The organism is Paraburkholderia sp. BGA-UO-ETr-F21 (assembly GCF_059567925.1).
Map to the genome: position 1 here is coordinate 542,629 of NZ_JCAQOY010000040.1, position 23,373 is coordinate 566,001.

The following is a 23,373-nucleotide window of genomic DNA, read 5'->3' on the forward strand; positions in this document are numbered from 1 at the left end:
CATACATTGCTCGAAGTATAACATCGGTGTAGAACAAAAAACGTGCTGTGTAGACTTCGAGCAGTGTCTAACTCTTTGTGCGTTGGCATTTTGCCATATCGTTCCCTTCCAACGATAAAAAAATCTGCCCCCCATCAAATCCCCCTCCAATTGTGGTGCATGCGCAACAGAAGTAATCGCCCGGAGGGGCCGCCAGTCATGGCTCAGCGGCGAATTGCCCCACGCACGAATCGAGCCTGCTCTCTCTCAAAAATGGAGCGTCGAGGTGGGCTTCGCGTTCACTGCCTAATAGGTATACGTACCTTCGTCGGGAGCGGATTCGCGGCATGTTAGAATCGCGTGATGCGTTGCGTCTGCAATGCTTACGCGAAGACGCGGCGAATTGCAGTTAAGCCGTCGTCTTGGCACGTAAAAGATACGGATAATGGATCAATTCGCCAAAGAGACTCTGCCAATCTCCCTAGAGGAGGAAATGCGCCGTTCGTATCTCGATTACGCGATGAGCGTGATCGTAGGGCGTGCGCTTCCCGATGTTCGCGATGGCCTGAAGCCGGTGCACCGGCGCGTGCTGTACGCGATGCACGAACTGAACAACGACTGGAACCGGGCTTACAAGAAGTCCGCGCGTATCGTCGGCGACGTTATCGGTAAATATCACCCGCACGGCGACACGGCTGTATACGACACCATCGTCCGGATGGCGCAGGACTTCTCCCTGCGCTACATGCTGGTCGACGGCCAGGGCAACTTCGGTTCGGTCGACGGCGACAATGCCGCGGCCATGCGTTACACCGAAATCCGTATGGCGAAGATCGGCCACGAACTGCTGGCCGACATCGACAAGGAAACGGTCGACTTCACGCCGAACTACGACGGCAGCGAAAACGAACCGGCCATCCTGCCGGCGCGTATTCCCAATCTGCTGATCAATGGTTCGTCCGGCATCGCGGTCGGCATGGCGACCAACATCCCGCCGCACAACCTCAATGAGGTTGTCGACGCGTGCCAGCATCTGCTCAAGAACCCGGAATCCACGATCGACGAGCTGATCGAGATCATTCCGGCGCCCGACTTCCCGACCGCCGGCATCATCTACGGCGTGGCCGGCGTGCGCGACGGCTATCGCACCGGCCGCGGCCGCGTGGTGATGCGCGCGCTCACGCACTTCGAGGAAATCGACCGCGGTCAGCGCATGTCGATCATCGTCGACGAATTGCCGTATCAGGTGAACAAGCGCTCACTTCTGGAGCGCATCGCCGAACTGGTCAACGAGAAAAAGCTCGAGGGCATTTCCGACATTCGCGACGAGTCCGACAAGAGCGGCATGCGCGTCGTGATCGAACTCAAGCGCGGCGAAGTGCCGGAAGTCGTTCTGAACAATCTGTACAAGGCGACCCAGCTTCAGGACACCTTCGGCATGAACATGGTCGCGCTGGTCGACGGCCAGCCGAAGCTGCTGAACCTGAAGGAAATGCTGTCGTGCTTCCTGTCGCATCGCCGGGAAGTGCTGACGCGGCGCACTGTATACGAACTGCGCAAGGCGCGTGAACGCGGCCACGTGCTCGAAGGTCTGGCGGTTGCACTCGCCAACATCGACGAGTTCATCGCGATCATCAAAGCCGCGCCGACTCCGCCGATCGCCAAGCAGGAATTGATGGCGCGTCCGTGGGATTCCTCGCTGGTGCGCGAAATGTTGTCCCGCGCCGAGACGGAAAATGCGACGGCGGGTGGTCGCGAAGCCTACCGTCCTGACGGTTTGAATCCGTCGTTCGGCATGCAATCCGACGGCCTCTACCGTCTGTCCGACACTCAGGCTCAGGAAATTCTGCAGATGCGTCTGCAGCGCCTGACCGGCCTGGAGCAGGACAAGATCATCGGCGAGTACCGCGAAGTCATGGCGCAAATCGCTGACCTGCTGGACATTCTGGCTCGTCCGGAGCGCATTACGGCGATCATCGTCGACGAACTCACGTCGATCAAAGCCGAATTTGGCGACGCGCGCCGCTCGAAGATCGAGCTGAACGCAACCGAACTGAATACGGAAGATCTGATCACGCCGCAAGAAATGGTCGTGACCATGTCGCACGCCGGCTACGTGAAATCGCAGCCGTTGTCCGAATACAGCGCGCAGAAACGCGGTGGTCGTGGCAAACAGGCCACGGCGATGAAGGAAGACGACTGGATCGACACGCTGTTCATCGCGAACACGCACGATCACATTCTGTGCTTCTCGAATCGCGGTCGCGTCTACAGCGTGAAGGTCTATGAAGTGCCGCAAGGTTCGCGGAACTCGCGGGGCCGTCCAATCATCAATATCTTCCCGCTTCAGGAAGGCGAAAAGATTACGGTTGTCTTGCCGGTCAAGGAATTCTCGGCTGACAAATTCGTCTTCATGGGCACCGCGTTAGGAACGGTAAAAAAGACGCCGCTGGAAGCCTTTGGGCGTGTGTTGCGCAAAGGTATTATTGCGGTCGGTCTGGATGACGGCGATTACCTGATCGGCGCCGCCATTACCGACGGCCAGCACGATGTCATGCTGTTCTCGGATTCGGGCAAGGCGGTTCGCTTCGACGAGAACGACGTGCGTCCGATGGGCCGCGAAGCGCGCGGCGTGCGCGGCATGCAGCTCGAAGACGGTCAGAGCGTGATCGCGTTGCTGGTGGCGGGCGACGAGCAGCAGTCGGTGCTTACCGCGACGGAAAACGGTTTCGGCAAGCGTACGCCGATCATCGAATACACCCGTCATGGCCGCGGTACGAAGGGCATGATCGCAATCCAGACCTCGGAGCGCAACGGCAAGGTCGTCGCCGCCACGCTGGTGGATCAGGAGGCGCAGATCATGCTGATCACCAATACCGGGGTGCTAATCCGTACGCGAGTGTCGGAAATTCGGGAAATGGGACGTGCAACCCAAGGTGTTACACTCATCAGCCTTGACGAAGGGACCAAGCTTTCAGGTCTGCAACAGGTTGCTGAGGCGGAAGCAGAGGGTGATGCGGAGGGCGACGTCGAAGGTCCCGCCGAAGGTGACAGCGCGGGTGACAACGGCGGCGAACCGGGCGGTGCTGCCTGATTCGTGTCTGCGTCTTACAGTCTCAGTGATTGGTTGAAAGCTGCGCCGGGAATAATGGCGTGTCGGGCTGATACGTGTCCCGCGCAGCTTGCTGTTCAAGTTCATTTCTATTAGGGAGTAATGATGCAAAAACGATTCAAACAACTGATGTTGCTGGCTGCCCTCGTGCCGACCTTCGCTATGGCTCAAGCGCTTCAGAGCCCGGCTCCGGCGGCTCCGGCTGCTGCCGCGGCACCGGTTGATCCGGCCAAGCAGGCTGCAATCAAGGACCTGTTGGACGCCATCGACGCGCAAAAGCTCGTCGGCGCGATCGGCAACAGCGCCCAGATGCAAGCCAAGCAGCTGGTTCCGGCAATCCTGTCGGACGCACTGAGCGAAAACAAGACGATGACGGACAAGCAGAAGCAGGCTTCCGTCCCGACGCTGCAAAAGAACGCAGTGCCGAAGCTGGTTGACGGCGCAGGCCAGGTGTTCGCAACGGACTCGTTCCGTCAGGACGCTATGCAAGCTCAGTACGACGCGTACGCGAAGTACTACAGCACGTCGGAAATCAAGGATCTGACGACGTTCTACAAGAGCCCGACCGGCCGCAAGTTCATCCAGGTGCAAGACCAGGTTGGCCGCGACGTCGTGAACGGCTTGATGCAAAAGTACATGCCGCAATCGATCAAGGCAACGCGTGACCAGGCCGACAAGGAAGTCGCGTCGGTCAAGCCGGCCAAGTAAGCTCAAGGTCGAAAGGCTGCGCTGATATCGCGCCAGCCGCCTCCCGGTGGGGCCGCCTCATAGACTGGATGGCGCACGGGGTTTGGCGGCTTGGCGGTGACAATGCGATAATGGCCGTTTGCGCACACGCGCAGACGGCCATTTTCTTTTTTGGCGCGAAATGGTCTGAAGCCCGCGGTCTGCAACCCGCGGCCTGAAACCCGCGTCAGAAAATTGCGCCGGCAAAATCACGTTGTCAGTTGACGGTCATTGCCGGCCCGGCTGCCAACGTCGCCGATTTTTGCGCGATCTTCGTTTTTCGCGCCTGCTTCCAGGATCTCACGATGCGCGTCTTTAATTTCTCCGCCGGCCCTGCGGCCATGCCCGAAGAAGTGCTGCGTCAAGCCGCCGACGAAATGCTCGATTGGCAAGGCAGCGGCATGAGCGTGATGGAAATGAGCCATCGCGGGAAAGAGTTCATGTCGATCCACGAGGAAGCGCTCGTCGATCTGCGCGACCTGCTCGAGGTGCCGGCGAGCCATCGCATTCTGTTCCTGCAAGGCGGCGGTCTCGGCGAGAACGCCATCGTGCCGATGAATCTGATGGGCGCGAAGCCGCGCGCGGATTTCGTCGTGACGGGTTCGTGGTCGCAGAAGTCGTTCAAGGAAGCGCAGAAGTACGGCACCGTGCATCTGGCGGCGAGCGGCCAGACGGCTGAGGGTTTTACCCGCGCGCCCGCGCGCTCCGAATGGCAACTGTCGGACGACCCGGCTTACGTGCATTTATGCACGAACGAGACGATCCACGGCGTCGAGACGTTCGAGATTCCCGATCTCGGCGATATTCCGCTGGTGGCCGACGCCTCGTCGCATATCCTGTCGCGTCCCATGGACATCGCCAAATACGGCGTGCTGTTCGGCGGCGCGCAGAAGAACATCGGTATGGCCGGCGTGACGGTGGTGGTCGTGCGCGAAGACATGCTGGATCGTGCGCTGCCGATCTGCCCGTCGGCGTTCGAATGGATGACCGTCGCCGAGAACAATTCGATGTACAACACACCGCCCACTTATGCGATCTACATCGCCGGGCTGGTGTTCAAGTGGTTGAAGAAGCAGGGCGGCCTTGCCGCGATGGAAGCACGTAATCTCGAAAAGTCGAAGTTGCTGTACGACGCGATCGACTCGAGCAGCTTCTATCTGAACAAGGTCGAACGTGGCTCGCGTTCGCGGATGAACGTCCCGTTCTTCCTCGCCGACGAGTCCCGCAACGAAGATTTCCTGGCCGGCGCGAAAGCGCGGGGAATGGTGCAGCTAAAGGGCCACAAGTCCGTCGGCGGCATGCGGGCGTCGATTTATAACGCCGTCCCGCTCGAGGGCGTCAAAGCGCTTGTCGAATACATGAAGGAATTCGAACAGCGCAGCGCCTGAGTCATCAGGGCGCGCGCATCCTTTCCAGCACGCATTTGTGCAGCAGCTACCGGCAGGGCCGTTTTCACGCATGGACGACGAACTCAATACCCGACTCAAGCCTCTTCGCGAACGCATCGACGCACTCGACGCGCAGTTGATCGCGCTCCTCAATCAACGCGCCGCGGTGGCGCTCGAGGTGGGCGAAGTCAAGAAGCATTTCAACGCGCCGGTGTTTCGGCCCGAGCGCGAACAGCAGGTGATCGCGCGTCTGCAGGACATGAGCGAAGGGCCACTCGCGAGCGAGCATATCAGTGCGATCTGGCGCGAGATCATGGCCGCGAGCCGCGCGCTCGAGAAGACCATCAAGGCCGCTTACCTCGGCCCGGTCGGCACCTACAGCGAGCAGGCGATGCACGAGTACTTCGGTCAGTCGATCGAAGGCTTGCCGTGTCCGTCGATCGACGAAGTGTTTCGCTCGGTCGAAGCGGGCGCCGCGGAATTCGGCGTCGTGCCGGTCGAGAATTCGACCGAAGGCGCGGTGTCGCGCACGCTGGATCTGCTGCTGCAAACGCAACTCACGATCGGCGGCGAACTGGCTTTGCCGATCCATCATAATTTGTTGACGCTAAACGGCGATCTCTCCGGCGTGACGCGTGTGTGCGCGCATGCACAAGCGCTCGCCCAATGCCAGCGCTGGCTGTCGACCAACGCGCCGCATCTGGAGCGCCAGGCGGTGTCGAGCAACGCGGAAGCGGCCCGCATGGCCGCTGAAGATCCGACCGTGGCGGCCATCGCCGGCGATCGCGCTGCGACTCACTACGGCCTGCAGGTAGCGTATGCGCTGATCCAGGACGATCCGCACAACCGCACGCGCTTCGTGATGATCGGCAAGCAGCCCGCCGGCCCGAGCGGACACGACCAGACTTCGCTGATCGTTTCCGTGCAGAACGAGCCCGGCGCCGTGTTCAAGCTGCTGGAGCCGCTAGCGCGTCACAGCGTATCGATGACGCGCTTCGAATCGCGACCGGCGCGCGTCGGCACGTGGGAGTACTACTTCTATATCGACGTTGAAGGTCATCGCGACGATCCGGCGGTTGCTGCCGCGCTCGCCGAACTCGGCGAGAAGGCTGCATTCCTGAAAATTCTGGGCTCGTATCCGCGCGCCCGCTGAAGCTACTCAAGCGGCGGTCCGCAGCATCCGGGCGCGCCAGCCGCACATTCAATTACTCATAGTCGTTCGGAGAGTCTCATGACAGCGTCTTTCGGTCCTTCCTACGTTCGCGCTATTGCGCCTTACATTGCGGGCAAACCGATTTCGGAAGTGGCCCGCGAGTTCGGTCTGGACGAAGCGACCATCGTGAAACTCGCATCGAACGAGAATCCGCTCGGCATGCCGGAGTCGGCGCAGCGTGCTATGGCGCAGGCCGCCAGCGAACTGGGCCGCTACCCGGATGCCAATGCGTTCGAGTTGAAAACTGCGCTGAGCGAGCGCTATGGCGTGCCGGCGGACTGGATCACGCTTGGCAACGGCAGTAACGACATCCTCGAAATTGCGGCGCATGCCTTTGTGGAAAAAGGCCAGTCGATCGTCTATGCACAGTACTCGTTCGCGGTTTACGCGTTGGCGACGCAAGGCTTGGGTGCTCGTGCGATCGTCGTGCCGGCCGTCAAATACGGTCACGATCTCGACGCGATGCTCGCCGCGATCACCGACGACACGCGCCTGATCTTCGTCGCCAACCCGAACAACCCGACCGGCACGTTCATCGAAGGCGCGAAGCTCGAGGCGTTTCTCGACAAGGTGCCGCGCAACGTGGTCGTGGTGCTCGACGAGGCGTACACGGAGTATCTGCCGGAAGAAAAGCGCTATGACTCGATCGCGTGGGTGCGCCGCTATCCGAATTTGCTGGTGTCGCGCACGTTTTCGAAGGCGTTCGGCCTGGCGGGTTTGCGCGTGGGTTTCGCGATCGCACAGCCCGAGTTGACCGACCTGCTGAATCGTCTGCGTCAGCCGTTCAATGTGAACACGCTGGCGCAAGCCGCGGCGATCGCTGCACTGAATGACAAGGCGTTTCTGGAAAAGAGCGCCGCGTTGAACGCGCAAGGCTATCGCCGTCTGACCGAAGCGTTCGACAAGCTCGGTCTGGAATATGTGCCGTCGGATGGCAACTTCGTGCTGGTGCGTGTCGGCAACGACGACGCAGCCGGCAATCGCGTCAACCTGGCGTTGCTGAAGCAGGGCGTGATCGTGCGTCCGGTCGGCAACTACGGTTTGCCGCAATGGCTGCGCATCACGATCGGCCTGCCGGAAGAAAATGAAGCATTCATCGCGGCGCTCGAAAAAACGCTCGCCACCGCTTAAGCGGTAACCCTTGACCCGCGCGCCTCGTCGGCACGACAGGCGCGCTCAATTTGTGACCGACGTGGCCGCGTTTTCTTTTAACAAGCTGGTAATTTTCGGTGTCGGCCTGATCGGCGGATCGCTCGCGCGCGCGTTGCGCGAGCGGGACGAGACCGAGGGTGCGCGCAAGGTGATTGGTGTCGGACGTTCGTCTGCGTCGACCGAGCGTGCGCTGGAACTGAGCGTGATCGACGGCTCGGCGGCGCTAAATGATGACACTTCACTGCGAGAAGCGTTGTCCGGCGCCGACTTCGTGCTGCTGGCCGCGCCGGTCGCGCAAACGCAGCCGCTGCTCGAGCGCATCGCCCCATTTCTCGATGCTGCCACGATCGTCACCGACGCCGGCAGCACCAAGTCGGACGTGGTCGCTGCTGCCCGTGCGGCGCTTGGCGCGCGTATCGGCCAGTTCGTGCCGGGGCATCCGATTGCCGGCCGCGAGGCAAGCGGCGTGGATGCCGCGTTGCCTGACTTGTATGTGGGCCGCAATGTCGTGTTGTGCCCGCTGCCTGAGAACGCGTCGGCAGACGTGGAGCGCGTCGCGGCCATGTGGCGGGCCACCGGCGCGCTGGTGCGCAATATGACACCTGAGCAGCACGACCGCGTGTTCGCGTCGGTCAGCCATTTGCCGCACGTGCTCTCGTTCGCGCTGGTCGAGCAGATTCTCAATTCGCCCGATGCCGCGCTGAAATTCTCGTTCGCGGCGGGCGGTTTCCGCGACTTCACGCGGATTGCCGCGTCGAGCCCGGAAATGTGGCGCGACGTGTGCGTGGCCAATCGCGTTGCGCTGCTCGACGAACTCGACGCCTATACGGCCGTGCTCGCGCGCCTGCGCGCGGCGATCGAAGCCGCTGACGGCGCCGCCCTCGAAAGCGTGTTCGCGCGCTCGCGCGTGGCGCGTACCGAATGGCAGGAACAGCGCGCTGCCGGCGTCGCCAATAGCGACGCGTCGAAATAACCGGAAACTGGACTCAATCATGGAATTCCTCGATCTCGGACCGTTCTCCCGCGCGTCCGGCACGATTCGTCTGCCAGGTTCGAAGAGCATCTCGAACCGGGTGCTGCTGCTCGCGGCGCTCGCCGAAGGCGAAACGACGATCACGAACCTGCTCGACTCCGACGACACCCGCGTGATGCTCGACGCGCTCGAAAAACTCGGCGTGCGTCTGAAGCGCGACGGCGACACCTGCGTCGTGGCGGGCACGCGCGGCGCATTCACGGCGCGCACGGCCGACCTGTTTCTCGGCAACGCCGGCACGGCAGTGCGTCCGCTGACGGCGGCGCTGGCGGTCAATGGTGGCGACTATCGAATTCACGGCGTGCCGCGCATGCACGAACGGCCGATCGGCGATCTGGTCGACGGCCTGCGCCAGCTCGGCGCGAAGATCGATTACGAAGAGAACGAAGGCTATCCGCCGCTGCGGATTCGCCCCGGGCAGATCAACGCCGACGCGCCGATCACCGTGCGTGGCGACGTGTCGAGCCAGTTCCTGACCTCGCTTCTCATGACGCTGCCGCTGCTGCGCACCGAAAGCGGCGTGAGCACCGTGCAGGTGGACGGCGAACTGATCTCGAAGCCGTACATCGAGATCACCATCAAGCTGATGGAGCGCTTCGGCATCAAGGTCGAGCGCAATGGCTGGCATCAGTTCATCGTGCCGGCGGGGCAGCGGTATCAGTCGCCGGGCACGATCATGGTGGAGGGCGATGCGTCGTCCGCTTCGTACTTTCTCGCGGCCGGCGCCCTCGGCGGCGGGCCGTTGAGAGTGGAGGGCGTTGGCCGCGCGAGCATTCAGGGCGACGTCGGCTTTGCCGATGCGCTGATCAAGATGGGCGCGAACCTGCAGATGGGCGACGACTGGATCGAAGTGCGCGGCGTCGGTCACGACAACGGCAAGCTCGAGCCGATCGACATGGACTGCAATCTGATTCCCGACGCTGCCATGACGATTGCCGTCGCGGCCCTGTTCGCCGACGGCGCGACCACGCTGCGCAATATCGCCAGCTGGCGCGTGAAGGAAACCGACCGGCTCGCCGCGATGGCGACCGAACTGCGCAAGGTCGGCGCCAAAGTGCAGGAAGGCGAGGACTTCATCGTCATCGAACCGCCTGAAAAGCTGATTCCAAACGCCGCCATCGATACCTACGATGATCACCGCATGGCCATGTGCTTTTCGCTGGTGAGTCTCGGCGGCGTGCCGGTGCGGATCAACGACCCGAAGTGCGTCGGCAAGACCTTTCCCGATTATTTCGAGCGCTTTATTGCGCTTGCTCAACCCTGATTCGACCCCGAATCGACCGACGTGCGACTTTTTCGATGAAACCGACCCGTCCCTTTCACCAGACGCCCGTCATTACGATCGACGGCCCGAGTGCCTCCGGCAAAGGCACCGTGGCCGCGCTGGTTGCCGCGAGCCTCGGCTTCCACTTGCTGGACAGCGGCGCGCTGTACCGTCTCGCCGCGCTTGCCAGCCTGCGCTATAACATTGCGGAACACGATGCCGACGCGTTGACGAAGCTGATCGACGATCTGCATATCACTTTTCGCGAAGGGCTGGCGCAGCTCGACGGTGTCGATGTATCGGCCGAGATTCGCGCCGAGGAAGTCGGCAGCCGCGCCTCGGCGATCGCTGTGCACGCGCCGGTGCGTGCCGCGCTGGTGGCGCGCCAGCGGGCTTTTCGTAAGGAACCGGGGCTGGTTGCCGACGGCCGCGACATGGGCACCGTGATCTTCCAGGACGCCGTGCTGAAGGTGTTCATGACCGCCAGCGTGGAGGCCCGCGCGGCGCGCCGGCATAAGCAATTGATCCAAAAAGGATTTTCTGCTAATATAGATGACTTGCTCCGGGATTTGCGTGAGCGCGACGAGCGTGACAGTCAGCGCGTAGCCGCGCCACTCAAGCCTGCAGCGGATGCAAAGCTGCTTGATACCTCCGCATTGTCGGTCGACCAGGCGGTCGAGCAGGTGGTGCAATGGTATGAAGCTTTAGTCCCGCATGCCTGATGAAAGTACGAGTTGTGCTTCAGGTGTGGGCGCAGTAGAAGTCCGTTGTCAGTAGGTGTTTCGCGATCGTCGCGAAGCTTGTATTAACCCTTTAACCCCGCGTGGCATTCGCACACTAGCCGTTATTGCTGACCATCCGGCCAGCCGGGCACCGCGAGAACCATGCAAATTTTGATTTTTATGTCCGACCTGCAAACCTCTACCCCGAATACCGAATCTTTTGCGGCTCTGTTCGAAGAGTCGCTGACCAAGCAAGACATGCGCGCCGGCGAAGTGATCTCCGCCGAAGTCGTGCGTGTTGACCACAACTTCGTGGTCGTCAACGCTGGTCTCAAGTCCGAAGCCTACATCCCGCTCGAAGAGTTCCTGAACGACGCGGGCGAGGTAGAAGTGCAGGCGGGCGACTTCGTTTCCGTCGCGATCGACGCGCTGGAAAACGGCTATGGCGACACGATCCTGTCGCGCGACAAGGCGAAGCGCCTGGCTTCGTGGCTGTCGCTGGAAAAGGCTCTCGACAACAACGAACTCGTGACCGGCACGATCACGGGCAAGGTCAAGGGCGGCATGACCGTCATGGTCAACGGCATCCGCGCGTTCCTGCCGGGTTCGCTGGTTGACACGCGTCCGGTCAAGGACACGACCCCGTACGAAGGCAAGACGCTGGAATTCCGCGTCATCAAGCTCGACCGCAAGCGTAACAACGTCGTGCTGTCGCGCCGCGCTGTGATCGAAGCGACCCAAGGCGAAGAGCGCGCAAAGCTGCTCGAAACGCTGAAGGAAGGCGCGATCGTGGAAGGCGTGGTGAAGAACATCACCGATTACGGCGCGTTCGTGGACCTCGGCGGTATCGACGGCCTGCTGCACATCACCGACATCGCATGGCGTCGTGTGCGTCACCCGAGCGAAGTGCTGTCGGTTGGCCAGGAAGTCACCGCGAAGATCCTCAAGTTCGATCAAGAGAAGAACCGCGTTTCGCTGGGTATCAAGCAACTGGGCGACGATCCGTGGGAAGGCATTTCGCGCCGTTACCCGTCGGGCACGCGCCTGTTCGGTAAGGTCACCAACATCACGGACTACGGCGCATTCGTCGAAGTCGAATCGGGCATCGAAGGCCTGGTTCACGTGTCGGAAATGGACTGGACGAACAAGAACGTTGCACCGTCGAAGGTTGTGCAACTGGGCGACGAAGTCGAAGTCATGGTTCTCGAAATTGACGAAGACCGCCGCCGTATCAGCCTCGGCATGAAGCAATGCAAGCCGAACCCGTGGGACGACTTCAGCCGCAACTTCAAGAAGGGCGACAAGCTGCAAGGCGCGATCAAGTCGATCACCGACTTCGGCGTCTTCATCGGTCTGCCGGGCGGCATCGACGGTCTGGTTCACCTGTCGGACCTGTCGTGGTCGGAAACGGGCGAAGAAGCAGTTCGCAAGTACAAGAAGGGCGACGAAGTGGAAGCGATCGTTCTCGGCATCGACGTCGAGAAGGAACGCATTTCGCTGGGTATCAAGCAGCTCGAAGGCGACCCGTTCAGCAACTTCGTTGCCATGAACGACAAGGGTTCGATCGTCGACGGCGTGGTCAAGTCGGTGGACGCGAAGGGTGCCGTGGTTCAGCTGTCGGCTGAAGTCGAAGGCTACCTGCGCGCTTCGGAAATCGCACAAGACCGCGTGGAAGATGCTCGCAACGTGCTGAAGGACGGCGACAAGGTCAACGCGATGATCATCAACATCGATCGCAAGTCGCGTGGCATCAACCTGTCGATCAAGGCCAAGGATTCGGCTGAGCAACAGGAAGCGATCCGCGGCCTGGCTTCGTCGGACTCGAGCTCGGCTGCTACCGGCACGACGAACCTCGGCGCGCTGCTGAAGGCCAAGCTCGACGGCCAGAACCAGTAAGCCTGAGAGGTCTGCTGCAGTATGACCAAATCGGAATTGGTCGCCCAGCTGGCTACGCGATTTCCGCAACTTGTTCTTAAAGATGCGGATTTCGCGGTGAAGACGATGCTTGATGCGATGTCGGAGGCGCTTGCCAATGGTCATCGCATCGAAATTCGTGGCTTCGGCAGCTTCGGCCTTAACCGCCGTCCCTCCCGCGTCGGGCGTAATCCGAAGTCGGGCGAGAAGGTGTTGGTACCTGAGAAGTACGTACCGCACTTCAAGCCGGGCAAGGAATTGCGCGAGCGGGTAGATCGTCGCGCGGGCGAGCCGCTGAAGGCCGAAGAGCCGGATGACGACCTGTAAATGCTTCGCTGTGTTATTTGCAGCGTGGCATGGGTAGCGTCAGCGGCCAAAGCCAGTCGGCAAAAGACCAGAAAAAGCGCCTTCGGGTGCTTTTTTTTCGTCTGTACGTTTTGCGCGTGCGGATTCACTTGGATCGACGTGCGATTGGCTGGTAGCGCCTCCCGCCGAGCCGTCTAACCGCGTGACTACCCAATCACCCAATCTCCGACTCTCCAGCGCGCGTAGCCGTTTGCGGCAAGATGTAGCACGATAAAGCCCCGTAAGCCCGTAATCCGCCAGTTCCTGCCCAGCCGCGAGGGCTTCAATTACAATACGGGTCACTTCGGCGCGGGCAACACCGTGGCGCGACGCGTCATCAAGCCGGCGTCACCCCGCAACTGCCGTCAAGAGACCTATACATGAAATTTATCGTCTGGCTGATCCGTGTGCTGGTGTTCGTGCTGCTGCTGGTGCTGGCGCTCTCCAACACACAACCTGCTACGCTGAATTTCCTCGCCGGCTACGCATGGTCGGCGCCGTTGATCCTGATCGGCCTCGCGTTCTTCGTGGTAGGGCTGCTGGCTGGGCTGGTGTCGTCGATGCCGGCCATGGTGCGCTTGCGCATGGAAAACGGCCGGCTCAAACGCGAGTTGCGCGTGGCGCGCGAAACCCCGGTCGTGGTGGAACAGCCGCCCATGCCGCCGCTGATCTGAATTCCCTTCGCCGCGCGCATGAGCGCGGCTTTCCGTCTTCGCTTTCCCGCACATTTGCATTTATCGCATGGATCTAGACTTCTGGTGGCTGCTTGTCATACCCGTCGCTTTCGCGTTCGGCTGGATGGCTGCGCGCTACGACCTCAAGACGCTGCTGTCTGAAAGCGCCAACCTGCCGCGCTCGTATTTTCGCGGCCTGAATTTCCTGCTCAACGAGCAGCCGGACCAGGCGATCGACGCGTTCATCGAAGTGGTCAAGCTCGATCCGGAAACGGTCGAACTGCACTTCGCGCTGGGCAACCTGTTCCGTCGCCGCGGTGAAACGGATCGCGCGATTCGCGTGCATCAGAATCTGTTGAGCCGTGCCGACCTGCCGGTCAGCGAGCGCGATCATGCGCTCTATGAGTTGGGGCAGGATTTCCTGAAAGCGGGCTTGCTCGATCGCGCCGAAGAAACCTTCCGCTCGCTCGAAACCGGCGACTATGCGCTCGGCGCGCAGCGCGCGCTTCTCACCATCTACGAAATCGAGAAGGACTGGGTCAAGTCGATCGACACGGCCCGTCATCTGGAAACGATGGGTGCGGAGTCGCTCGACAAGGAAATCGCGCAGTTCCACTGCGAACTCGCGCAGGAAGCGCTGCAACAGAAGAAGCCCGACGAGGCCCGCCGTCAGCTCGGTTTCGCATTGAAGGCGAACCCGACCAATGTGCGCGCCACGATCCTGTTCGGCGACGTCGACGCGGCGGGCGGTGCGCCGGAAGCGGCGATCGCCCAATGGCGGCGGGTGGAGGAGCAGAATCCGGCTTATCTGCCGCTGGTCGCGGAAAAGCTGATGAAGGCTTACGAGGCGCTCGGCCGTCCGCAAGATGGCGCCGATCTGCTCACCACGTGGGTGGACCGCTATCCGACCAACGATCTGCTCGACGTGGCTTACCAGCACGTCGCATCGCTGCGCGGACCCGAGGCCGCGCATGCGCTGGCGCGCTCACAAATGCAGAAGTCACCAAATCTGGCGGGCATGACGCGGCTGCTCGAGGCACAGGAAGCCGTCGCGGAAGAACCGCGCCGCAGCGAACTCGAGCTGATGCGCACGCTGATTCGCCAGCGCACCAAAAATCTGCCACGGTATACGTGCCAGAATTGTGGTTTCAGGGCGCGGCTTTTCTACTGGCAATGTCCGGGCTGCAGCGGTTGGGAAACCTATGCGCCGCGCCGGGTCGAGCCGATCACCGCGTCGAACTGACACGCGGGTGGTCACGCCGGGTCCAGCCACGCGCTCGCGCCGCGAATCCGCGCGTGGCAAGCGTCCTCGCGCGGGCGGATCTCGCAACCTGTTCATGACCGGCTTTATCGTCGGGAATCATCACCGGAACCTTCTACCGGAAAGCGTATGAAAATCACCATTATCGGCACGGGCTATGTGGGTCTCGTCACCGGCGCGTGCCTCGCCGAGATCGGCCACGACGTTTTCTGTCTGGACGTCGATCCGCGCAAGATCGAAATCCTCAACAACGGCGGCGTGCCGATTCACGAGCCCGGCTTGCAGGAGATGATCGCCCGCACGCGCGCGGCGCGCCGCATCACGTTTTCCACGGATGTCGAAGCCAGCGTCGCGCACGGCGACGTGCAGTTCATCGCCGTCGGCACGCCCCCGGACGAAGACGGTTCGGCCGATCTGCAATACGTGCTCGAAGCGGCCCGCAACATTGGCCGCACGATGAACGGCTTCAAGGTGATCGTCGACAAATCGACGGTACCGGTCGGCACCGCGCAGCGTGTGCGCGCGGTGGTTGAAGAAGAACTGGCCCAACGCGGACTCGCGGGCAGCGCGCAACATCGCTTCTCGGTGGTGTCCAATCCCGAATTCCTGAAGGAAGGCGCGGCGGTCGACGACTTCATGCGCCCCGACCGCATCGTGATCGGCCTTGATGAAGACGAAGCCGGCCTGCGCGCGCGCGAACTGATGAAGCGTCTGTACGCGCCGTTCAACCGCAATCACGAACGCACGCTCTACATGGACGTGCGCTCGGCCGAGTTCACCAAATACGCCGCCAATGCGATGCTCGCCACGCGCATCTCGTTCATGAACGAGATGTCGAATCTGGCGGACCGGGTCGGCGCGGATATCGAAGCGGTGCGCCGCGGCATCGGCTCCGATCCTCGCATCGGCTATCACTTCCTGTATGCCGGTTGCGGCTACGGCGGCTCGTGTTTCCCGAAGGACGTCCAGGCGCTGATCCGCACGGCTAGCGAAAGCGGCCACAATTTGCGCATCCTCGAAGCGGTCGAGGAAGTGAACGACAAGCAGAAAGACGTGCTGGTGCACAAGATCACGGGCAAGCTCGGCGACGATCTGAGCGGCCGTACGTTCGCCGTGTGGGGGCTCGCGTTCAAGCCTAATACCGACGACATGCGCGAGGCGCCGAGCCGTCGCCTGATCGCGGAACTGCTCGCGCGCGGCGCCCACGTGCGTGCGTACGATCCGGTTGCGGTGACCGAAGCGCGCCGCGTGTTCGCCATGGATCTGCATGACGTGCCGGACCAGTTCGCGCGTCTCACCTTCGCGGGCACGCAGGACGAAACGTTGACGGACGCCGACGCGCTTGTGATCGTGACCGAATGGAAAGAATTCAAGAGCCCGGATTTCGTGCATCTGAAATCGGTGCTGAAGTCGCCGCTGATTTTCGACGGACGCAACCTGTATGAACCGGACGCGATGACCGAACTCGGCATCGACTATCACTCGATTGGACGCCCTTATGCCCAACCCTCTGAACTTCCGGCCGATGCCTGAGACCGTGCCCGGCGCCATCCCGTCCACGCCCGCGCCGCAGCTCACCGTCGTGCCGCGCGAACAGCTCGCCGCAGCGCGCGTGCTGGTGGTGGGCGACGTCATGCTCGATCGCTACTGGTTCGGCGACGTGAACCGCATTTCGCCGGAAGCGCCGGTGCCGGTCGTGCACGTGCAGCGTCAGGAAGACCGCTTGGGCGGCGCGGCGAACGTCGCGCGCAATGCGGTGGCGCTCGGCGCGCAAGCCGGCTTGCTATGCGTGGTCGGCCATGACGAACCTGGCGAGCGCATCGTGCAGTTGCTGAACGAAAGCGGCGTGAAGCCTTATCTCGAGCGTGACCCGGCGCTTCTCACCACGATCAAGCTGCGCGTGCTGTCGCGTCAGCAGCAACTGCTGCGCGTCGACTTCGAAAACTCGCCGGCGCACGAAGTGCTGCTCGCCGGTCTCGCACGGTTCGACGAACTGCTGCCGTCGCACGACGTGATCCTGATGTCCGACTACGCGAAGGGCGGCCTGACCCACGTCACGCAGATGATCGCGAAGGCCCATGCGGCGGGCAAGCCGGTGCTGGTCGATCCGAAGGGCGATGATTGGGAACGCTATCGCGGCGCGACGCTGATCACGCCGAACCGCGCCGAGTTGCGCGAGGTGGTTGGCCAGTGGAAATCAGAAGAGGATCTACTCGCGCGCGTGACGAAACTGCGCACCGATCTTCAGTTCAAGGCGCTGCTGCTGACGCGTTCGGAAGAGGGCATGACGCTCTTCTCGGACGACGGCGTCCTGCACGCATCGGCTGTCGCACGCGAAGTGTATGATGTCTCGGGCGCGGGCGACACCGTGATCGCCACGCTTGCCGCGATGCTCGGCGCGGGCCTCACGCTGGTCGAGGCGGTCGGGCTCGCGAATCGCGCGGCCGGCATCGTGGTCGGCAAACTGGGCACCGCCACCGTCGACTACGACGAACTTTTTCATTGATGCGGCCCGCCGGGTCTCTCGCTGTGCTTTTATCAACGGCGTGCAACGGGGACCCGCGCGGCGTCGACTGAACCTGTCGATCGGAGCGAGCGCCAGGCGCTGACTCCGATCCCATGCCAAGCTCACTATCGCAGGATCATCAATCATGACCCTCATCGTCACCGGCGCGGCCGGTTTTATCGGCAGCAATCTCGTGAAGGCGCTCAACGAGCGCGGTGAACAACGCATCATCGCGGTCGACAATCTGACGCGCGCGGACAAGTTCAAGAACCTCGTCGACTGCGAGATCGACGACTACCTCGACAAGACTGAGTTCGTCGAACGCTTCCAGCGTGGCGACTTCGGCAAGGTGCGCGCGATTTTCCACGAAGGCGCCTGTTCGGACACGATGGAAACCGACGGCCGCTACATGATGGACAACAACTTCCGCTACAGCCGGGAAGTGCTGGACGTCTGCCTCGCACAGAACATCCAGTTCCTGTATGCGTCGTCGGCGGCAACGTATGGCGGCTCGAGCCGCTTCGTCGAAGAGCGCGAAGTCGAGCAGCCGCTGAACGTGTACGGCTACTCGAAGTTTCTGTTCGATCAGGTGATCCGCCGCGTGCTGCCCACCGCGAAGAGCCAGATAGCCGGCTTTCGTTATTTCAACGTCTACGGGCCGCGCGAAACGCATAAGGCGCGCATGGCGTCGGTGGCGTTCCACAACTTCAACCAGTTCCGCGCCGAGGGCAAGGTCAAGCTGTTCGGCGAATACAACGGCTATGCCGCGGGCGAACAGACGCGCGACTTCGTTTCGGTTGAAGACGTGGTGAAGGTCAACCTGTTCTTCTTCGACAATCCGGACAAATCGGGCATCTTCAATCTCGGCAGCGGCCGTGCGCAACCGTTCAACGACATTGCCAGCACGGTGGTCAACACGCTGCGCTCGCTCAACAACGAACCGGCGCTGTCGCTCGCGGATCAGGTGCAGCGCGGGCTGATCGAATACATTCCGTTCCCCGACGCCTTGCGCGGCAAGTACCAGTGCTTCACGCAAGCGGACCAGTCGAAGCTGCGCGCGGCCGGCTACGACGCGCCGTTCCTGAGCGTGCAGGAAGGTGTCGACCGTTACGTACGTTGGCTGTTCGGCCAGGTGTAAATAATTCGGATCCCTCTTTAAACTGGAATCTCCCGGTTGGTGATGGTCGCCAACCGGTTGTACGAGGGAGATTCCATATGTTTCGAAAAATTCTGGTTACCGCGGCCATGCTCGCCGCTTTTGGCCACGCTTATGCGGCGGTCGACGTCAACACGGCTAATGAGGATGCGCTGCGCGGCATCAAGGGCATCGGTCCTGCCAAAGCGAAAGCCATTCTCGACGAGCGTGCAGCGCATGGTCCGTTCAAGGACCCGGCCGATCTCGGCAAGCGCGTCAAAGGCATGGGCGGGCATACCGTCGAGCGCCTGCAGGCGGAGGGTCTCGCTATCGGTCCGGCTGGCGCGGCTGCTAACCCGCAGGCTGCGGCGTCTGCACAGACCAAAGGCGCGGCCGCTGCGGCCAACACGCCGAAGAACGACGCCACGGTGGCGGTGAAGAAATAGCCTCACGCGCAGCTGGCGCGCGGGCCTGGTGGCCCGCGCGCCAGCTGCGTCGCCCTGATTTTCCCTTCATGGTCGGAGTCGTCAAGAACGCTCCTTCAGCTGTCATGCAGATGACTGGCTCCCGCGGTTCTCAGCCGCGGGCTTTTTGTGCTGCGTCCCCTCACTCAGGGGAGCCTGCATCCATGCGCTCAGAAGGGCCGCACGGCAGTCGCGTGCACGGTGGTTTAGAATCGATGGATTGAGACTTTGCGCGGCGACAGCACCAGAACCAATATGGCTTACAAAACGATTGAAGACACGATCGGCAATACGCCGCTCGTACAACTCGTCCGGCTCCCCGACGACGAGATCCGCAGCCGCAATAACGTGATCCTTGCGAAGCTCGAGGGCAACAACCCCGCGGGGTCGGTGAAGGACCGTCCGGCGTTGTCGATGATCGCGAAAGCGGAAGCACGCGGGCGTATCAAGCCAGGCGACACGCTGATCGAATCGACCAGCGGCAACACCGGTATCGCGCTTGCCATGGCGGCCGCGATCCGTGGCTACAAAATGGTCCTGATCATGCCGGAAGATCTGTCGGTGGAGCGCCGTCAGAGCATGGCCGCGTATGGCGCGCAGATCGTTCTCACGCCGGTCACGGGCGGCATGGAGTACGCACGCGATCTGGCCGAGCAGATGCAGCGCGAAGGCAAGGGCATCATCCTCGACCAGTTCGCCAATCCGGACAATCCAGCCGCGCACGTCGAAGGCACCGGCCCGGAAATCTGGCGCGACACCGAAGGGCGCATTACGCACTTCGTGTCGTCCATGGGTACGACCGGCACGATCATGGGCGTGTCCACCTATCTGAAAGAGCAGAACCAGGCTATCGAGATCATCGGTGCGCAACCCGAAGAGGGTTCGCGCATTCCGGGCATTCGCAAATGGCCGGAAGCCTATTTGCCGAAGATTTTCGATCGCAGCCGGGTGGACCGCGTGGAGAATGTGAGCCAGGCCGCGGCTGAAGCCATGGCGCGCCGTATGGCGTCGGTGGAAGGCATCTTTGCCGGCATCTCGTCGGGCGGCGCGTGCGAAGTGGCGCTGCGCGTCGCACGGCAGGTCGAGAACGCGACGATCGTGTTCATTGTTTGCGACCGCGGCGACCGCTATCTGTCGACGGGTGTGTTTCCTGCGTAAGCGCGTAGCTTGAAGCCGCTCGCGCAATGAAAAAGCGCCGGTTCAGAAGACCGGCGCTTTTTTTCGTCTTGTGGCATTGCGGGACGCACCCGGCGCCCGCACCGCCAGCTATTGCGAGGCCGCAACCGGCGGCGCGGCGTTGTTGACGGCGTTGGTCGCGTCGCTTGCTTCCATCTGCGCCTTGACCCGCTGGCCCAACTGATACACCGCGAGCGCGTAGAAGAAGCTGCGGTTATAGCGCGTCAGCACGTAGAAATTTTTCAAGCCCAGCATGAACTCGGTGCCGCGTCCGGGCGAGGGCAGATCCACCACCGTGACCGGCGTACCGGCTTCCGAGGCGATGTCCACGCCCGGTTCGTTCAGCAGCAAGCCGGCGCGCAGCAATTGGTCGAGCGGCCAGTGCGGCTCCGGCTGGCCGTCGGCGGCCGCTTGCGCGACGCCCAGGCTGCCGGCGTCCGAGCCGATCTTCCACACTACTGGCCGGCCGTTTTCCCAACCGTTCTGGCGCAGGTAATTCGCCACGCTGCCGATCGCATCCGCCTGACTCGTGCGCAAGTCGATCTGCTTGTTGCCGTCGTAGCTCACCGCGTATTGCACGATGCTGCTCGGCAGGAACTGCGGAATGCCGATCGCGCCGGTGTAGGAACCCAGCACCGTGGTCGGATCGATCTGCGAGTCGCGCGTCCATACCAGGTAGTCTTCGAGATTCTTGCGGAAGGTCGCCTGGCGGTCCGCGCGATTAGCGGTGCCCGGATAGTCGAAGCTGAGCGTGGTCAGCGCGTCGAGCACGCGGAAGTTGCCCATGAAGCGCCCATAAATCGTCTCCACGCCGATGATGCCGACGATCACTTCCGGCGGCACCCCGAACTCTTCATAGGCGCGTTGCAGCGTGGCCTGATTCGCGCGCCAGAAGCGCACGCCGGCATTGATGCGGACCTGGTCGAGAAAGCGCGCCTGGTACACGCGCCAGTTCTTGACCGCGGGCGAAGGCGACGGCGTCACGAGCTTGACCGCGGTCGCCGAATAGCTCACGCCGGCAAAGAGTGCGTGCAGCGCGGACTCGTCGAAGTCGTAACGCGCCACCATGTCGTTGATGAACGCGTCGACATTGGGGTTGTTCGCGTAGCGCTGCGGGATGATCTCTTCTTCAAACGTTTGCCCTTGAGGTACAGCGGGTTGCGGCTGGCCTTGCGCGAGCAGCACCGATGGTTTCTTGCCGGCACTTTGCGCGATCGCGGGACTGGTTGCCATGATCATGCACGATGCGACGGACAGTGCGGCGGCCATGGACGTGATGCGTAGCCGGTTTCGTGCAGACAGAGCAAGCTTGACGGTCATAGTGAGCTAAGGCGCGGTGCGCGGGAGACGAGGGAAGACGGGAAAAATCGATCGGGGCAGTATACCCGACGCCTCCCCGCAAAACTGTGCCTGACGCGTCACAGCCGCATCGTGTGGTAACTTGATGACTGTTGGCGCGCCGAGGGCGCGCGCCCCTGGATGGAGACATGCCGCACGCGTTCGAAACGCGTCGCCGCAGAAAAGAATCATGGCAACTGGCTTTTATTCCCACCACGACTGTCTGCTGCACGATATGGGGCAATGGCATCCCGAATGCCCCGCGCGCCTGCAGGCAATTGAAGACCAATTGATCGGAAGCCGCATCGATTCGCTGATCGAGCGCGAGATGGCGCCGCTTGCCGACGAAGCCGCGCTGCTGCGCGTGCATACGCAAGCCCACGTCGATTACATCCGCAGCCGCTCACCCGCTGAAGGCACCGCCGAAATCGATCCCGATACGACGATGAACCCGCACACGTTGAAAGCCGCGCTGCGTGCGGCGGGCGCAGCGGTAGCCGCGACCGACGCGGTGATCGAAGGCCGCTACGACAATGCCTTCTGCAGCATCCGGCCGCCCGGCCACCACGCCGAACCGGCGCGCGCCATGGGCTTCTGCTTCTTCAACAATATCGCGATCGCCGCGCGTCATGCGCTCGAAGTGCACGGCCTCTCGCGCGTCGCGATCATCGACTTCGACGTGCATCACGGCAACGGCACCGAGGCGGCCTTTTCGGGCGACTCGCGCGTGCTGATGTGCAGCTTCTTCCAGCATCCGTTTTACCCGTTCACCGGCGCCGACAACCAGGCGCCCAACATGTGCAACGTGCCGATGCCGGCGCGCTCGAAAGGCATGGCGGTGCGCGAGGCGGTGGACATGCTGTGGCTGCCGCGCCTGCATGAGTTCAAACCGGAGATGGTGTTCATCTCGGCCGGCTTCGACGCGCATCGCGAGGACGACCTCGGCAACATGGGCCTCGTCGAAGACGATTACGCGTGGATCACCGATCAGATGCGCGAAATCGCGAAGCGCTATTCGCACGGGCGCATCGTGAGCTGTCTCGAAGGCGGCTACAACCTGTCCGCGCTGGGGCGCAGCGTGGTCGCCCACGTGCGCTCGCTGGCCGGGATCTGAGCCGTCGCGCGGCGCGCAGCGCCATCCACTCTATGAGGAGCGAGCCATGAACGCCGATGCGCGCGACGCGTCACTGGTCGAGATCGAACACGGCGCGTACGGCGTGCCGGGCGTGGTGCGTGTGACGATGAACCGGCCCGATGCCTTTAACGCGCTCTCCGAAGCCTTGCTTGACGACCTGCAGACGGCATTGAGCGAGATCGGCCGCTCGGACGCGCGCGCGGTCGTGATCGCCGGCGCGGGCCGGGCGTTCTGCGCGGGACACGATCTGAAGGAAATGCGCGCGGCGCCTTCGCTGGCGTACTATCAGGCGCTGTTCGCCCGCTGCACGAAGCTCATGATGACGATCCAGCGCTTGCCGCAACCGGTGATCGCGCGGGTGCAAGGCATCGCGACTGCGGCTGGTTGTCAACTCGTCGCGATGTGCGATCTGGCGGTCGCTGCCGACACGGCCCGTTTTGCGGTTTCGGGCGTGAACCTCGGGCTCTTCTGCGCGACGCCTGCCGTGCCGCTGTCGCGCAACCTGTCGCGTAAGGCCGCGCTCGAATTGCTGCTCACCGGCGATTTCATCGACGCCGTGGGCGCGAAGCGGGAAGGGCTCGTGAACCGCGTCGTCCCCAAGGATGCGCTGGACGCGGAAATCGCACGGCTTGCGACCAGCATCTGCGCGAAACCCGTCGAAGCCGTGAGCGCCGGCAAAGGCCTCTTCTATCGCCAGTTGGAAATGGGAATCGAAGCGGCTTACCAGCTTGCCGGCCAGACGATGGCTTGCAATATGATGGATGAGTCGGCGCTGGAAGGCGTGCAGGCGTTCATCGACAAACGCCCGCCCGACTGGAAGCGTGACGCGGACTAGC

General features: G+C 62.3%; 20 protein-coding genes. 19 read left to right on the top strand and 1 reads right to left on the bottom strand.

Going from position 1 to position 23,373, the window contains the following annotated elements:
* The first annotated feature begins 424 nt into the window (after nucleotides 1-424).
* From gyrA to cysM, 17 genes are all read left to right on the top strand, one after another.
* The gene (gene gyrA, locus AC57B1_RS34860; protein WP_408185325.1) at nucleotides 425-3,073 is read left to right on the top strand and encodes a DNA gyrase subunit A; all 2,649 of its coding nucleotides are present in this window, start codon (nucleotides 425-427) and stop codon (nucleotides 3,071-3,073) included.
* A gap of 123 nt (nucleotides 3,074-3,196) precedes the next feature.
* On the top strand, nucleotides 3,197-3,799 hold the full coding sequence (locus AC57B1_RS34865; protein WP_007180881.1) for a DUF2059 domain-containing protein: 603 nt from the start codon (nucleotides 3,197-3,199) through the stop codon (nucleotides 3,797-3,799).
* Nucleotides 3,800-4,122: 323 nt separating this feature from the next.
* On the top strand, nucleotides 4,123-5,205 hold the full coding sequence (gene serC, locus AC57B1_RS34870; RefSeq protein ID WP_496419980.1) for a 3-phosphoserine/phosphohydroxythreonine transaminase: 1,083 nt from the start codon (nucleotides 4,123-4,125) through the stop codon (nucleotides 5,203-5,205).
* Nucleotides 5,206-5,275: 70 nt separating this feature from the next.
* Nucleotides 5,276-6,358: a prephenate dehydratase gene (pheA, locus tag AC57B1_RS34875; protein ID WP_408354757.1), complete on the top strand. Its 1,083-nt coding sequence runs from the start codon at nucleotides 5,276-5,278 to the stop codon at nucleotides 6,356-6,358.
* A gap of 78 nt (nucleotides 6,359-6,436) precedes the next feature.
* Nucleotides 6,437-7,549, top strand: a complete 1,113-nt coding sequence (gene hisC, locus AC57B1_RS34880) for a histidinol-phosphate transaminase (RefSeq protein WP_091800077.1) — start codon at nucleotides 6,437-6,439, stop codon at nucleotides 7,547-7,549.
* 52 nt (nucleotides 7,550-7,601) lie between these two features.
* Nucleotides 7,602-8,543, top strand: a complete 942-nt coding sequence (locus tag AC57B1_RS34885) for a prephenate dehydrogenase (RefSeq protein ID WP_496419981.1) — start codon at nucleotides 7,602-7,604, stop codon at nucleotides 8,541-8,543.
* 19 nt (nucleotides 8,544-8,562) lie between these two features.
* Nucleotides 8,563-9,867 (top strand): 3-phosphoshikimate 1-carboxyvinyltransferase, encoded by a 1,305-nt coding sequence (gene aroA / locus AC57B1_RS34890; RefSeq protein ID WP_408354766.1) that lies wholly within the window; start codon nucleotides 8,563-8,565, stop codon nucleotides 9,865-9,867.
* Nucleotides 9,868-9,902: 35 nt separating this feature from the next.
* Nucleotides 9,903-10,589: a (d)CMP kinase gene (gene cmk, locus AC57B1_RS34895; RefSeq protein WP_496419982.1), complete on the top strand. Its 687-nt coding sequence runs from the start codon at nucleotides 9,903-9,905 to the stop codon at nucleotides 10,587-10,589.
* A 162-nt stretch (nucleotides 10,590-10,751) separates the two neighbouring features.
* Nucleotides 10,752-12,485: a 30S ribosomal protein S1 gene (gene rpsA / locus AC57B1_RS34900; RefSeq protein ID WP_091800091.1), complete on the top strand. Its 1,734-nt coding sequence runs from the start codon at nucleotides 10,752-10,754 to the stop codon at nucleotides 12,483-12,485.
* A gap of 21 nt (nucleotides 12,486-12,506) precedes the next feature.
* Nucleotides 12,507-12,830 (top strand): integration host factor subunit beta, encoded by a 324-nt coding sequence (locus tag AC57B1_RS34905; RefSeq protein ID WP_007180889.1) that lies wholly within the window; start codon nucleotides 12,507-12,509, stop codon nucleotides 12,828-12,830.
* 398 nt (nucleotides 12,831-13,228) lie between these two features.
* Nucleotides 13,229-13,522, top strand: coding sequence for a LapA family protein (locus AC57B1_RS34910; RefSeq protein WP_091800094.1), 294 nt, complete (start codon nucleotides 13,229-13,231; stop codon nucleotides 13,520-13,522).
* A 67-nt stretch (nucleotides 13,523-13,589) separates the two neighbouring features.
* A complete protein-coding gene (gene lapB / locus AC57B1_RS34915; RefSeq protein WP_091800097.1) occupies nucleotides 13,590-14,765 on the top strand; it encodes a lipopolysaccharide assembly protein LapB in 1,176 nt (391 codons plus the stop codon).
* A gap of 147 nt (nucleotides 14,766-14,912) precedes the next feature.
* Entirely contained in the window at nucleotides 14,913-16,316 is a 1,404-nt protein-coding gene (locus tag AC57B1_RS34920; protein ID WP_496419983.1) for a UDP-glucose dehydrogenase family protein, read from the top strand.
* Nucleotides 16,282-17,289 carry a D-glycero-beta-D-manno-heptose-7-phosphate kinase gene (gene rfaE1, locus AC57B1_RS34925; RefSeq protein WP_408185317.1) on the top strand — a complete coding sequence of 336 codons (1,008 nt, stop codon included), beginning with the start codon at nucleotides 16,282-16,284 and terminating at the stop codon, nucleotides 17,287-17,289. Before AC57B1_RS34920 ends, rfaE1 begins: the two co-directional genes overlap by 35 nt.
* Nucleotides 17,290-17,434: 145 nt before the next feature.
* Nucleotides 17,435-18,427: an ADP-glyceromanno-heptose 6-epimerase gene (gene rfaD / locus AC57B1_RS34930; protein WP_408354774.1), complete on the top strand. Its 993-nt coding sequence runs from the start codon at nucleotides 17,435-17,437 to the stop codon at nucleotides 18,425-18,427.
* 77 nt (nucleotides 18,428-18,504) lie between these two features.
* The gene (locus AC57B1_RS34935; RefSeq protein ID WP_408354776.1) at nucleotides 18,505-18,870 is read left to right on the top strand and encodes a ComEA family DNA-binding protein; all 366 of its coding nucleotides are present in this window, start codon (nucleotides 18,505-18,507) and stop codon (nucleotides 18,868-18,870) included.
* Between the two features lie 273 nt (nucleotides 18,871-19,143).
* A complete protein-coding gene (cysM, locus tag AC57B1_RS34940; protein WP_091800109.1) occupies nucleotides 19,144-20,046 on the top strand; it encodes a cysteine synthase CysM in 903 nt (300 codons plus the stop codon).
* Between the two features lie 108 nt (nucleotides 20,047-20,154).
* Here cysM and mltB read toward each other — a convergent pair whose 3' ends face one another.
* Entirely contained in the window at nucleotides 20,155-21,303 is a 1,149-nt protein-coding gene (mltB, locus tag AC57B1_RS34945; RefSeq protein ID WP_091801093.1) for a lytic murein transglycosylase B, read from the bottom strand.
* Between the two features lie 289 nt (nucleotides 21,304-21,592).
* On the opposite strand from mltB, the gene AC57B1_RS34950 reads away from it, so the two are divergent.
* Nucleotides 21,593-22,516, top strand: a complete 924-nt coding sequence (locus tag AC57B1_RS34950; RefSeq protein ID WP_496419984.1) for a histone deacetylase family protein — start codon at nucleotides 21,593-21,595, stop codon at nucleotides 22,514-22,516.
* Nucleotides 22,517-22,562: 46 nt separating this feature from the next.
* Nucleotides 22,563-23,372: an enoyl-CoA hydratase gene (locus tag AC57B1_RS34955; protein ID WP_496419985.1), complete on the top strand. Its 810-nt coding sequence runs from the start codon at nucleotides 22,563-22,565 to the stop codon at nucleotides 23,370-23,372.
* Nucleotide 23,373: the final 1 nt, after the last annotated feature.